At 60.0% G+C, this 12,818-nt stretch carries 12 protein-coding genes and 2 pseudogenes; 4 read left to right on the top strand and 10 right to left on the bottom strand.

The window, feature by feature from the left end:
• A partial coding sequence (locus tag ACRXB1_RS17180) for a GntT/GntP/DsdX family permease (protein ID WP_449492651.1) occupies positions 1 to 107 on the bottom strand: 107 nt, incomplete at its 3' end.
• Between ACRXB1_RS17180 and ACRXB1_RS17175 the strand changes: the two are divergent.
• Positions 56 to 268 (top strand): annotated as a pseudogene (locus ACRXB1_RS17175) (GntT/GntP/DsdX family permease); the annotation flags it as partial. The gene ACRXB1_RS17180 and the pseudogene ACRXB1_RS17175 overlap by 52 nt on opposite strands.
• A 10-nt stretch (positions 269 to 278) precedes the next feature.
• On the opposite strand, the gene ACRXB1_RS17170 reads toward ACRXB1_RS17175, so the two are convergent.
• Positions 279 to 1,187: a LysR substrate-binding domain-containing protein gene (locus tag ACRXB1_RS17170; RefSeq protein ID WP_449492650.1), complete on the bottom strand. Its 909-nt coding sequence runs from the start codon at positions 1,185 to 1,187 to the stop codon at positions 279 to 281.
• Between the two features lie 434 nt (positions 1,188 to 1,621).
• On the opposite strand from ACRXB1_RS17170, the gene ACRXB1_RS17165 reads away from it, so the two are divergent.
• Positions 1,622 to 2,329: a haloacid dehalogenase type II gene (locus ACRXB1_RS17165; protein ID WP_449492649.1), complete on the top strand. Its 708-nt coding sequence runs from the start codon at positions 1,622 to 1,624 to the stop codon at positions 2,327 to 2,329.
• Between the two features lie 319 nt (positions 2,330 to 2,648).
• On the top strand, positions 2,649 to 4,124 hold the full coding sequence (zwf, locus tag ACRXB1_RS17160; protein WP_062002731.1) for a glucose-6-phosphate dehydrogenase: 1,476 nt from the start codon (positions 2,649 to 2,651) through the stop codon (positions 4,122 to 4,124).
• Positions 4,125 to 4,205: 81 nt separating this feature from the next.
• Here the strand turns inward: zwf and ACRXB1_RS17155 are convergent, their stop codons facing one another.
• The 8 genes from ACRXB1_RS17155 to ACRXB1_RS17120 form a co-directional block, all read right to left on the bottom strand.
• Positions 4,206 to 5,561: a sensor histidine kinase gene (locus tag ACRXB1_RS17155; RefSeq protein WP_449492648.1), complete on the bottom strand. Its 1,356-nt coding sequence runs from the start codon at positions 5,559 to 5,561 to the stop codon at positions 4,206 to 4,208.
• Positions 5,551 to 6,228 carry a response regulator transcription factor gene (locus ACRXB1_RS17150; RefSeq protein ID WP_062002729.1) on the bottom strand — a complete coding sequence of 226 codons (678 nt, stop codon included), beginning with the start codon at positions 6,226 to 6,228 and terminating at the stop codon, positions 5,551 to 5,553. Before ACRXB1_RS17150 ends, ACRXB1_RS17155 begins: the two co-directional genes overlap by 11 nt.
• Before the next feature lie 69 nt (positions 6,229 to 6,297).
• Positions 6,298 to 7,590 carry an MFS transporter gene (gene tcuC / locus ACRXB1_RS17145; protein ID WP_062172438.1) on the bottom strand — a complete coding sequence of 431 codons (1,293 nt, stop codon included), beginning with the start codon at positions 7,588 to 7,590 and terminating at the stop codon, positions 6,298 to 6,300.
• Positions 7,591 to 7,661: 71 nt separating this feature from the next.
• Entirely contained in the window at positions 7,662 to 8,651 is a 990-nt protein-coding gene (locus tag ACRXB1_RS17140) for a quinone oxidoreductase family protein (RefSeq protein WP_062172437.1), read from the bottom strand.
• Between the two features lie 15 nt (positions 8,652 to 8,666).
• The gene (locus ACRXB1_RS17135) at positions 8,667 to 9,680 is read right to left on the bottom strand and encodes an ABC transporter substrate-binding protein (RefSeq protein WP_449492647.1); all 1,014 of its coding nucleotides are present in this window, start codon (positions 9,678 to 9,680) and stop codon (positions 8,667 to 8,669) included.
• 195 nt (positions 9,681 to 9,875) lie between these two features.
• Entirely contained in the window at positions 9,876 to 10,670 is a 795-nt protein-coding gene (locus tag ACRXB1_RS17130) for a MetQ/NlpA family ABC transporter substrate-binding protein (protein ID WP_449492646.1), read from the bottom strand.
• A gap of 28 nt (positions 10,671 to 10,698) precedes the next feature.
• The gene (locus tag ACRXB1_RS17125; RefSeq protein ID WP_062002724.1) at positions 10,699 to 11,352 is read right to left on the bottom strand and encodes a methionine ABC transporter permease; all 654 of its coding nucleotides are present in this window, start codon (positions 11,350 to 11,352) and stop codon (positions 10,699 to 10,701) included.
• Positions 11,342 to 12,373, bottom strand: a complete 1,032-nt coding sequence (locus tag ACRXB1_RS17120) for a methionine ABC transporter ATP-binding protein (protein WP_062172435.1) — start codon at positions 12,371 to 12,373, stop codon at positions 11,342 to 11,344. Before ACRXB1_RS17120 ends, ACRXB1_RS17125 begins: the two co-directional genes overlap by 11 nt.
• Before the next feature lie 328 nt (positions 12,374 to 12,701).
• Here ACRXB1_RS17120 and ACRXB1_RS17115 point away from each other — a divergent pair.
• A pseudogene (locus ACRXB1_RS17115) lies at positions 12,702 to 12,818 on the top strand (FMN reductase); the annotation flags it as partial.

Below are 12,818 nucleotides of genomic sequence, written 5' to 3'. Positions count from 1 at the left end.
TTCACCGTCATGCCGAAGTATTCCTTCACCAGCCAGAAGCCACCGTCGTTGACATGCGACCGCGACCGGCGTACGCCCTGAACTGCTGGTGCTTGCCACGGGCGCAGGTTCGCTGATCCTGTCGCATGTCAACGACGGTGGCTTCTGGCTGGTGAAGGAATACTTCGGCATGACGGTGACGCAGACCTTCAAGACGTGGACCGTCTGCGAGACGATCATCTCCGTGACCGCGCTGATCTTCACGCTGGGGCTGGCGGCAGTGGTTTGAACAAGTTGCTTCAGGCGGGTCCCGCTAAATAAAGCGCGATCCGCTGTTGCAAGAAATCGCGCAATGCGTTGATCGTGGGAGAAAGCATCAGCCGATGCGCACACACAAGGCTCAGCGGCGCGCTCTCGCCTTCCAGCTCGGTCAACAAAGCCTGAAGCGCGCCGCTACGCAGATCGGCAAGCACATCGATTCTTGATTTATACGCGAGACCCTGTCCGGCGACCGCCCATCGACGGACCAGTTCTCCGTCATCGCTGCTGCGATTGCCGCGTACATTCACCGACACCGGTTCGCCATCGGAATAAAACATCCAATGGTCATGAACGGTATCGCTCAGCGAAAAGCGCAGGCAATTATGCTTGAGCAAGTCCTCGGGGACGAGCGGGTAAGCATGCTTCGATAAATACGCGGGCGACGCGCACAACACCCGCCTGTTCTCCGGCGCCAACGGCAATGCAATCAGCGTTGAATCCTCGGGCGTCCCATATCGGACCGCAAGGTCGACGGGGTTGCTGAACATGTTGGTGACACGATCGCCAATCCGCACCTGCAGCGTGACGTCGGGATGTTTTTCCTGGAATTCATCGAGCCAGGGCGCCAGCTTGTGGCGTCCAAGGTCGGATGGAATCGATAACGATACCGTCCCTCCTATCGCCTTGCGGCCTCGCGCCACCGCATGCCGCCCTGCCTCCACTTCGCCCATGACGTTGCGGGCGTATTGCAGATAGCGCTCGCCGTCCGGTGTAAGCCGCAAGCTGCGCGTCGAACGCGCGAGCAGCCTGACGCCCAGTTCCGTTTCCAGCCGCTTGAGCCCGACACTTGCCACCGACGGCGTCAAATTGAGTTGACGCGCGGCCGCCGACAGGCTGCCGCTGTCTGCGGCCGTCACGAAGATAAGCAGGTCATCGAGTTTGATCATTGGGCCAAGACAACTGAAAGTACACAGCTTTATTGCAAAGACTGCTTGAGCGATTTTCGTGATTATGACGAAAATGTTTTTGGTACGCGCGACTGATTTTGCAAGCGGCACCCAACGAGAATGGGTCTTCTACCTAAAGAGTTCGGCCATGAGACCGTCCGTGCGCAGAGGAAGTGCCGGCACCGCTTCTCGATGCGCCCTACGGATATTTCGTGGCTTAAGGAAGTTGCGCCGAGCCCTGACAGGCAGGCTTCAAGGGCTCGGCGAATTTTGCAGATCGCTTCTTGCAGGCCTTGATGATCTCGCCTTTAGATACGAACATATCGGCGACGGGCGCATCCGGTATTTCCGAGGCTAATGCAACGCGCTTGCAAGCTGAACCACCAAACTCGAAACTGTGTTCAAGTCGATCTCCTGGACCACGGACCCAAACAATGAACCTCAAGCAAACATCGCGGCCAATCTGGCTGACCTTCGACTGCTACGGCACGCTGATCCAATGGGACGAGGGCCTGCGCGCCGCAGTTTCGACGATCCTCGCGAAACAGCGTGAAAGCGGAACGGACGTCGATGAACTGATCGATGTATATGACCGGCACGAGCATCACCTGGAGCAGTTGACACCGCATCGCTCGTTTCGTGAAGTCGCAGGCGACGGGTTGCGGCTTGCGATGACCGAACTGGGATTGCCGGCGCAAGCATCGGATATCGAAGTGCTTACGGGCAGCATCTCTGCCATGCCGCCGTTTCCGGAAGTGGTCGCGACGCTCCAGGCGCTGAAGGATGCAGGCTTCAATTTGTGCATCGTCTCCAATACGGACGACGACATTATCGCCGGCAACGTGGCGCAACTGGACGGGTGCATCGACCGGGTCATCACGGCGCAGCAGGCGAGCGCGTACAAGCCCTCGCCTGTCATTTTCAATCATGCGTACCGGGCGCTGGGAGTCAGCAAGGACGACGTGGTTCATATCTGCGCGAGTCCGCATCTGGACCACGCGGCCGCGCGTGAAATCGGCTTCCGATGCATCTGGGTCGACCGGCGAACCGGCCGGACGCTGTTGCCCGATTACGTCCCCGATGCAATCGTTCCCACGCTCGACAAGGTGCTTGACGTATTCAGGGAAAGCGGCTGGATTTAAGGTGTTTTTCTGCGGGCGCGCACGGCCAACCGTATGCGAGTCCGCTCGAATCGCAAGCAGGTTGCCAAGGTCGGCCCGTCTACCTACACTGGTCTGCACAGCCGGAACCGAAGCGCTTATCCCGACCGCCCGGACGCTTTATCTCTCGTATTCTTGAAATATTCATCCGGCAAGCTACGGTATTACGTACACCGCCTTCAACATTGCCATAAAAGCCCGATCCAGGCGTAACTGGTATAACGACATACTCAGCGTCGTAAAAGGCCGCTCTTACAGAGCGCAAATTTGACTGCATCAACCTGCGATTCCCCTACGCGCCATGACCACTCAAACTCCTTCAGCTGCGCCCGACCTGCCCGTCGACATGATCATCTTCGGCGGCGCCGGCGACCTGTCCGCACGCAAGCTTCTGCCCGCGCTGTATATGGCTCACTTGCATGACAACCTGCCCCCGCAAACACGCATCATCGCCATTGGCCGCCGTGACTGGTCACGCGAGCAGTACGTACAGTTCGTGCAGGAACAATCGAAACCGTTCGTCGACGCCAAAGCGCTCGATCCGCAGTCGTGGGACACGTTCCTGAGCCTCTTTGAATACGTGCGCATCAACATCGATCAGCCGGGCGACTATCTGAACCTCGCTGAAGTGGCGCGCAAGGACGTGTGCCGCGTGTTTTACCTCGCGACGTCACCGGAACTCTTCACGACCATCTGCGACAACCTCGCGGCGTCCGGTCTCGTCGACGCAAACTCGCGCGTCGTGCTGGAAAAACCGCTGGGCCATGATCTCGCGTCGGCACAGGCGATCAATTCATCCGTGGGACGTCATTTCGCCGAAGCGCAGATTTATCGTATCGACCATTATCTCGGCAAGGAAACGGTGCAGAACCTGATGGTGCTGCGCTTCGGCAATGCGATCTTCGGACCATTGTGGCAAGCGCCGTACATCAAGAGCGTGCAGATCACCGTGGCCGAAACAGTGGGCGTCGGAAGCCGTGCGGGCTTCTATGACCAGACCGGCGCGTTGCGCGACATGGTGCAGAACCACTTGCTGCAACTGTTGTGCATCGTGGCCATGGAGCCGCCGGTATCGCTCGATCCGGACGCCGTTCGCGATGAAAAGCTCAAGGTGCTGCGCTCGCTTCGCAAGATGACGGTCGCCGATATTGCCCGCGACACCGTGCGCGGCCAGTACAGCCCGGGCGCGATCGGCGGCGAGCCGGTGAAGGGATACATGGAAGAGGACAACGTGCCGGCGGACAGCCGCGCGGAAACCTTCGTGGCCATTCGCGCGCATATCAACAACTGGCGCTGGGCGAACGTGCCCTTCTTCCTGCGCACCGGCAAGCGGTTGCAGAAGAAACAATCGGAAATCGTGATCGAATTCGCCGACCTGCCGTTTTCGATCATCCCGAGCGGTCCGCGTAATTACGGCAACCGTCTGATCATCCAGTTGCAACCCGAGGAATCGATCCAGCTGCAAATGCTCGCGAAGGAACCCGGCAGCGGCATGCATATGCTGCCCGTGAACCTGAACCTCGATTTGCAACAGGCGTTCACCGAGCGTCGCGCGGAAGCGTACGAGCGTTTGCTTATCGATGTGATGCGCGGCCGCCTGACGCACTTCATGCGCCGTGACGAACTCGAAGCGGCGTGGGCGTGGGTCGAACCCATTCTGGATGGCTGGAAAGAACTGAACGATCGTCCGCGTACTTATACGGCGGGGACGTTTGGACCGGCGGCATCGTCGGCATTGATGGCGCGGGAAAACATGGCGTGGGCTGAAGAAAGCTGACGCGCTGAAAAGCCTTCGTCTGGTACAACGCACGCGCGGCCATCGAGTCCGCGCGTTTTTTCTTGTGCGACTTCCTGCCCCTCAAGCTGAAAATTCGATGTGCACGGCAAGTCCCTTCCCGCCAGGACCATCGTCCATGCGAATTTGCGCACGATGCGCCCGCACGATCTCTCGCACGATGGCAAGACCCAGTCCACTGCCCTCCTCGGCAGACGCTCTGAAGAAAGGCTCGAATACACGGTCGCGAACATCGGCTGGAATGCCCGGACCATCGTCGGTCACGAGCAGCAGGATCGACTTGTCACGCCGCTCGATCAGAAGCGACACGTGTCCTGATGGCGGCGTGTATCGAATGGCGTTATCGATGAGATTGAAAACCAGCACGGACAGCAGGCGCGCATTGCCCAGCAGGAACGTGTTGTCGGCGAGCTGCGCCGAGAGCTCGATCTCGCGACGCTCCGCAAGCAGCGCCAATTCTTCGATGACCGTCGTTGCGACCTCGCGCAGATCGACTCGCTCACCTTCGAAATGACTGTAGTCTGCGGTCTCGGCCTGCGCAAGCAGAAGCAACTGGTTGGTCAACGAAACCAGTGCGCCGTTGCTCTTGTGCATGGCCGACAAGGTCTCCTTGACCGTCGCAAGATCGTCATGCCGGCGCGCATATTGCAACTGTGCGCCGAGCAGCGTCAGCGGCGTTCGCAACTGATGTGCGGCATGGGAAATGAAACGGCGCTGCATGGCCGTCTGACGCTCGATGCGCGCAATGCATTGATTGATGGCATCGACGATAGGCCGCAATTCACTTTGCAGATGCGCCGAACGCAAGGGGACGAGCTCGCTCGGCGCGCGATCGCGCACGTCCTTGGTCAAGGCCATCAAATGCCTTAATTCGAAGGTCAGGCCCACACACACCAGCACGACGGCAATCCCGATGATCTCCGCGAAATGCAGCAATTGCGGCCGCCACAGGTCGGCCGCGAGCGCGTCGCGTTCCAGCTCGGTCCTGCCGACCGACACCAGGATGCGCTCGCTCTCGCCCGAGTCATACATGGGGCGAATGATCGATACCGCGCGCACCGGCTGGCCATCGACTTGCGTGTCGTACCATCCTGGCGACGTGGCCGGCTCGACTTGCTCGAGATCGGACGTTCCCGCAATCGGAGGACCGTCGATCACCCTGATGCGAAAAAACACGCGGTCGCCATAGGGCGAACTCAGGATTTCGATGGCGCTCGGCGAGATGTCGGCGTGCAGGTCGCTGTCGTCCCATTTGACATCGCCTGCCATGACCCGGGCGGACGCAAGGAGCGCGTTGTCCTGAATCAGGCTCGCCGTTTTCTGCGCGCTTTCACGCGCCATGAAACCGGCCGCGAACACGTACACCGTGAGCGGCAACAGCAGCCAGAGCAGCAAGCGCAAACGCAGGCTATTCGTCATCGTCGCCGGCTTGCAAGAGGTAACCCAGACCTCTCAGGGTGATGATCGTCGCGGTGCTTTTTTCGAGCTTCTTGCGCAGCCTTGACACGTAGATTTCAATCGCGTCTTCGCTGGTATGAGTGGTCGAACTGCCGAGAGAGTCCGCCAGCATCGGTTTCGATACCGTCTTCCTGGCCTTGAGGATCAACGTTTCGAGGACGGCGTGTTCGCGTGGCGTCAGGTTCAGCGTCTCGCCGGAAACCGAAAATTGCCGCCGGTCGATATCGTAGGAAAGATCGCCGCAACGCACGCTGTTCGAGCGCGACGGCAGTTGGCGCCGCACCAGCACCTTGACGCGCGCAACCAGTTCGCGTGCGTCGAATGGCTTGACCACGTAGTCGTCCGCGCCGGCGCTCAGGCAGATCACTTTTTCATCGACGGAACCGCTTGCCGTGAGGATCAGCACAGGCGTGTCGTCGCCGCGTTCGCGCAAGCGCCGCAACACGCCTTTGCCCGACAGGTTCGGCAGGTTCAGATCCAGCAGCACGACGTCGTAGCGCGTGGTGCGCAGGAACCGGTCTGCGGCATCGCCGTCGCTCACGCGATCGAGCACGAAACCATCGTCTTCCAGGATTTTAGCGAGCCAGTGAGCGAGTTGCTCGTTGTCCTCGACCAGCAGTAGCTTCATTACGGTCACCGCGTTATTCGTGAATTTTTGCCCCGAGGCGCGGCATGCACCTCCAGGGGAAAAAACACATTACGCGAGTTTATATTGCCTGCGCGCCTGCGCCGTCCGGTAGAGCACCAACGTCGCCACCAGCCCGCAAGCCGCCGCGAGCCCCATCCAGATGCCGGGCGCGGCCTTGTTCCCCGTCACGTGAATCAGGTAGGTGGAGATGGCCGGCGTGAATCCGCCAACCGTCGATGCAAGGCTGTATGCAATCGAGAACCCCGTGGTCCTGACTTCGGCCGGCATGATCTCGGTCAGCGCCACGATCATCGCGCCGTTGTACCAGGCGTAAAGAAACGACAGCCACAACTCGACCCCGAGCAAGCGTCCGAACGAAGGTTCGGCGACCAGCCACTGCACCGCCGGATAAGCCGTCAGAACCGCGAGGACAGTAAAGGTCAGCAACACCGGACGCCGTCCGATTCGATCCGACACAGCGCCGGAGATCGGCAACCATAAAAAGTTCGACAAACCCACGCATACTGTCACGAGCAGCGCGTCCCGCGACGACAGCTTGAGCACTTCCTTGCCGAACGTCGGCGTGTAGGCGGCGATCATGTAGAACGAGACGGTCGTCATGATCACGAGGCCCATGCCCGCGAGCACCAGCCTGCGATGCTGCACCATCGACTTCATGATTTCGCTGATCGCCGGATGATGCTTGCGGGCGATGAACTCATCGGTTTCCTTCAGCGACCGGCGGATATACACAACGAATGGAACGATCAGGCAACCGATCAGGAACGGCACGCGCCATCCCCATGTGCTCATGTGTTCGGCCGAGACCACCTGATTCAGGATCACGCCGAGCAACGCCGCGACCACCACCGCGACTTGCTGGCTGGCCGACTGCCACGCGCAGAAAAAGCCCTTGTTCCCTTTCGTCGCGATCTCGGACAGATACACCGATACCCCGCCCAGTTCCACGCCCGCCGAGAACCCTTGGAGCAAGCGCCCTGTAAGCACAAGCACCGGCGCCAGCATGCCGATGGTGGCATACCCGGGCACGAAGGCAACGCAGGCCGTGCCTATCGCCATGAGGGTCAGCGTGAGGATCAAGCCCTTGCGGCGACCGTGATGATCGATATACGCGCCGAGCACGATGGCACCGATCGGCCGCATCAGGAAACCGGCGCCGAACACCGAAAGCGCGAGCATCAATGATGCAAATTCGCTGCCCCCCGGGAAGTAGGTTCTGGCGATGGCCGAGGCGTAATACCCGTAGACCGTGAAGTCGTACATTTCGAGGAAGTTACCGCTGACGACGCGGAAAACCGCCTTGGCTTTCGACTCGCCGGCAGACATTGCGTGTGAGGACATGGAGGAGCCTTCTTTAGGGATGCATCGCGCCAAGCTACGTAGCGCCGATAAAAAATGTCAAACGCGTGCGGCTATCCGATCATCACTACGGACTTGCCAAGCTGGCGTCGTTCTTCCAGTTGCGCATGCGCCTCTTCGACGTTGTCGAGCGTATAGCGGCCACTGATGCCGATCGTGAGGGAACCATCGGCAAGCGCCGCAAATACGTCGCTCGCGCGGCGCTGGACGGTTTCGGCATCGGCGAGATGATCGGCCAGCCGTGGACGCGTCAGGAACAACGATCCGGCTTCGCCTAGCTCGATAGGATCGAGGTCCGTCAGCGACCCCGCCACCGACCCATAATTGACAACAAGACCGCGAACGCGCGTCGCACGAAAGCTGTCGCGCAGCGTGGTGCGGCCGACCGCGTCGTACACCACGTCCACGCCTTTGCCGTCCGTTGCTTCACGCACGCGATCGGCGAAGCGTCCGTTGTCGTAGAGCATCACGTGGTCGGCGCCGTGCTTGCGCGCGACCTCGGCCTTGGACTCGCTGCTGGTTGTCGCGAAAACGGTCGCGCCGCGACGCTTCGCGAGCTGCACCAGCAACTGGCCGATACCACCCGATGCCGCATGGATCAGGCACGTGCTGCCTGCCTTGATCTGCCCCACATCGTCGATCAGATAATGCGCCGTCGAGCCCTGAAAGATCGCGGCGGCGGCCAGATCGTAGGCAATGGAATCCGGGATATGCGCTAGACGCGAGGCGGGAACGATGGCGTATTCTGCATATGCGCCCCACGAAATGCACCAGGCCACGCGGTCACCAAGATCGAACGATGTAACGCCCGCACCCAGCTTCGCCACGTCGCCGGAGCCTTCCATGCCGAGCGTGCACGGAAGACGCACCGGATACGTCCGTGACGTCTTGTACTTGCCCTGCCGCGTATGAATGTCCATGAAATTGATGCCGGCGCACCTGACCTTCACGAGCACCTCGCCTTCTTTTGGCTGAGGTACTTCGATATCCTTATGAATAAGGACCTCGGGTCCGCCGTACTGTTCAATACCTATCGCTTTCATTTTCGTCTCCGGGAATTACTTCGCGCTGAGCTTCACACGATCCACGAACTCATTGGTGTACGTCCCCGACAAGTCGATATGGCGCGGATCGAGCGTTGAATTGACGCGCGTGAGAACGTTGAGCACTGCAGCGGGCGACTCGTCGGGCATGCGTCCGTCTCGCGTAAAGGTTGGAATCGCGGTCTTGAGCGCGCTGATATAGAGCGCTTTGTCCTGTCCGTAGAAATCCGGCGGCAACCGGGCCGTGATGTCTTCTGCGCTATGCGACGCTATGAAAGCAAGCGAGCGCACCAGCGCACGCACGAGCTTTTGCGCCTGATCGCGATGCGTGTTGACCCACGAGCGCTGAGCGTAGAAGCACGACCCTGCGTAGGCGCCGCCGAGCGCGGACATGGTGCCTTCGACGCTGCGCATATCCACCAGCACGGTTGCGCGTCCGCTTGCCAGCAAGCGGCTGGCGCTGGGCTCTTCGACCATGCCCGCATCGATGCGTCCCTGCTCCATCGCCGCGATAAAACTGTCGTCCGATCCAACTGGCAATACGGAATAATCCTTCGGTGACAACCCGGCGCGCGCCGCGAGAAAACGTGTCAGGAAATAAGTGGACGATCCAAGTCCGGTCACGCCGAGCGTCGCGCCTTTTGCATCGGCCATGCTGCGAAATCCCGAAGCTGATCTCTTCGAAACCAGCTCGACCAGTCCCGCGCTCTTGTTGAACACGACCAGCGCTTCGACTTCCTTGCCGCGGCTCTGCAGGTCGATGGTGTGATCGTAAAAACCCACCGCGCCCTGGATCGCGCCCGCCAGCAGTTCCGTCGCGGTATCGACGCCGGCCGGTTGCGAGATGATTTCGAAATCGAGGCCTTCGTCCTTGAAGTAGCCGAGTTGCGAGGCAAGAACCAGCGGCAGATAGACGATCTTGGAGGTGCCGCCCGCCATGAGCGTCAGCTTCTCCGCGTGCGCGGACGTCGCGGCGCAAAGCAGCGCAGCCATGCAAGCTGACGTGAACAGGCGGCGAAACAACATCATGCGAAGCGTCTCCTTCTTCAGTACCAAGCCGGTATCTTGTTCTAATGTGCGGCCAGTATAAGAAGTCCAAGCCTTCTGCCTGCTTTCTGACGGCCTCGAAAAATCTCGGCGTTTACCCTCGGAGCGACCCAGAAGTACAACGCGCCCTGACCCTTTCGGGAGAGAGCGCGTTTTTTTCCACGACGGAATGTCCAGTTACCAGGCAGCGATCACCGCACCGGCATACTTCCCTTCGATAAACTGCTTGACTGCCGCCGAGTGATACGCGGCAACCAGCTTCGCAACCCAAGGCTTGTCCTTGTCGGCGGCGCGAATGGCGATGATGTTCGAATAGGGGCCGTTCGGATCTTCAATCGCAATCGCGTCCTGCTTCGGCTTCAAACCGGCTTCCATCGCGAAGTTCGTGTTGATCGCGGCCGCGTCCACGTCGGCGAGCGAACGCGGGATCTGCGCGGCATCGAGTTCGACGATCTTCAGCTTCCTGGGATTCTCGACAATATCGAGCGGCGTTGCTTTCAGACCCGCATCGGCGCGCAATTTCAGCAGGCCGTTTTTCTGCAGCAGCAACAACGCGCGGCCGCCGTTGGTCGGATCGTTCGGCACCGCGATGCGCGCGCCTGCAGGCAACGCCGCCAGCGACTTGTACTTCTTCGAATAGATGCCCATCGGGAACGTGACGGTATCGGCGATCTTGATGATCTTGTAACCGCGGTCCTTCACTTGCGCGTCGAGATACGGCGCGTGCTGATAGCTGTTGGCATCGAGATCGCCCGAAGCCAGGGCCGCGTTCGGCTGCACGTAGTCCGCGAACTCCACGATCTTGATGTTCAAGCCGTTCTTCGCGGCGACTTTCTTGACCACTTCCATGACCTGCGCATGCGGGCCGCCGGTTACACCGACCTTGATGGTTTCGTCGGCCTGGGCGACGTTGGTGAACAGTGCCGCTGCGCCGATCACGGCGGCCAGCTTGAAAATGAATCGACGTTGCATGACTAACCCCTGAGCTTTCTATAAAAATTTATTTATGACTGAGACGACGCACAAGCCAGTCGCCAAATGACTGCACCAGTTGCACGAACACGATCAGGATCACGACCACGGTCAGCATCACTTCCGGCAGGAAGCGCTGATAACCATAACGAATCCCGAGGTCGCCGAGACCGCCGCCACCAATCGCGCCGGCCATCGCCGAATAGCCGACCAGTGACACGAACGTGATGGTCAAACCCGCGACCACGCCCGGCAACGATTCCGGCAACAACACCTTGAACACGATCTGGCTTGTCGTGGCGCCCATGGCCTGTGCTGCTTCGATCAGGCCGCGATCGACTTCGCGCAGCGCGGTTTCGACAAGGCGCGCAACGAACGGTGCAGCCGCGATGGTCAGCGGCACAACGGCCGCCATGGTGCCAATGGACGACCCCACCACCAGCCGCGTGAACGGAATCACCGCAACAAGCAGGATGATAAACGGTGTCGAACGCACTGCATTCACAACGCCGCCCATGACGCGATTCACGCCGAGATTGCGCAGCACGCCGTCGCGGTCAGTAAGGTAAAGCAGCACGCCGAGCGGCAAGCCCAGCGCTGCGCCGACCAGCCCGGAAATGCCCACCATCACGAGCGTTTCCCAGAACGACTGGACGAACATATCGAACATTTCACTCAACATGAGACATCTCCTCCACCACCACACCCTGTTCACGCAAGTACGCTATCGCCTCGGCGACGTTCACCGGCTGGCCGCCCGCGAGCACGGCCAGCGAACCGAACGCCTGGCCCTGGATCTCATCGATCTGCCCGTGCAGGATGTTGAAATCCAGCTCGAAGCGGCGGATGGTCTCGGAGAGAATCGGCTGATCCACGCCGGACCCCGTGAAGGCCAGGCGCAGCAAATGACCGCCAGTCTTCAGGCGCTCGGTTACACGCGCTTTCAACGCGGGCGGCAATTCGTGCGCGATGACATCGCCGATCAATGCACGCGTGACTTCGTGATGCGGCTGCATGAAGACTTCGACCACGTTGCCTTCTTCGACCACACGGCCGGCATCGAGCACGGCGACGCGATCGCAGACCTGCTTGATCACATCCATCTGGTGCGTGATCAGGACGATGGTGAGACCAAGTTCCTTGTTGATCTTGCGCAGCAGATCGAGAATCGAGCGGGTTGTTTCAGGGTCGAGCGCGGAAGTGGCTTCATCCGATAGCAGCACCTTGGGCTTGCTCGCCAGCGCCCGGGCGATACCCACGCGCTGCTTCTGGCCGCCGCTGATCTGCGACGGATAGCGGTCCTTCTGTGTGGTCAGGCCGACCAGATCCAGCAACGGCAGCACGGTCGCCTCGATCTCGCCGCGCTTCATGCCGGCGAGTTCGAGCGGCAGCGCGACGTTGTCGAACACGGTCCGCGACGACAGCAAGTTGAAATGCTGGAAAATCATGCCGATGTCGCGGCGAGCCGTACGCAACTGCGCGGCAGAGAGCGTGGTGAGGTCGTGGCCGTCCACGATCACGCTGCCTTCGCTAGGCCGTGTCAGCAGGTTGATGGTGCGTACCAGCGTACTTTTACCGGCGCCGCTGCGCCCGATGATGCCGAACACTTCGCCCGGCGGTATCGTCAGATTGACGTTATGCAACGCTTCGATCCAGCCTCGTGGCCCCGCGAAACGCTGCGACAGATTGCGAATTTCGATCATGTAAACGAAAAAAAGCGACGAACTCCCCGTTGAGCAACATCGCTCGGGCAAGCCGGCCGCCGTTCATCCCTGGTTCTGGAGAGGCGAAAGTTTAACGTAACCTGCGCCGCCGCCTTAATAATCAATTGCGAAGGGCTAATTACTTAAGCATATGAGCGCCTTGCGGCGCGGCTTTCCGGGCGAGAAATGTGCGCCGAAATACGTAAAACGGATATCGATTCAAGCAAAGCTCGGTTCCATCAGGGAAAATCGGTCGTTAAAATGTTTTAATAATCTGCTGCGTTCGTATGCACAGGCGCAGTCCCGCCGCACTACTGGGAGTATTTCGTTGAAGAGCTTCGAATTTCGCCGCCCGCTCGTGGTTGGCATTGGCGGCACGACCCGCGCGGCTTCATCGACCGAACGCGCCCTTCGTGTTGCCTTGAACGGCGCCGAAGCCGAGGGA

It is taken from the genome of Caballeronia sp. M23-90, assembly GCF_053574605.1.
Note: the sequence above shows the minus strand (reverse complement) of the source record. Positions and strands in the feature narration are given on the sequence as shown.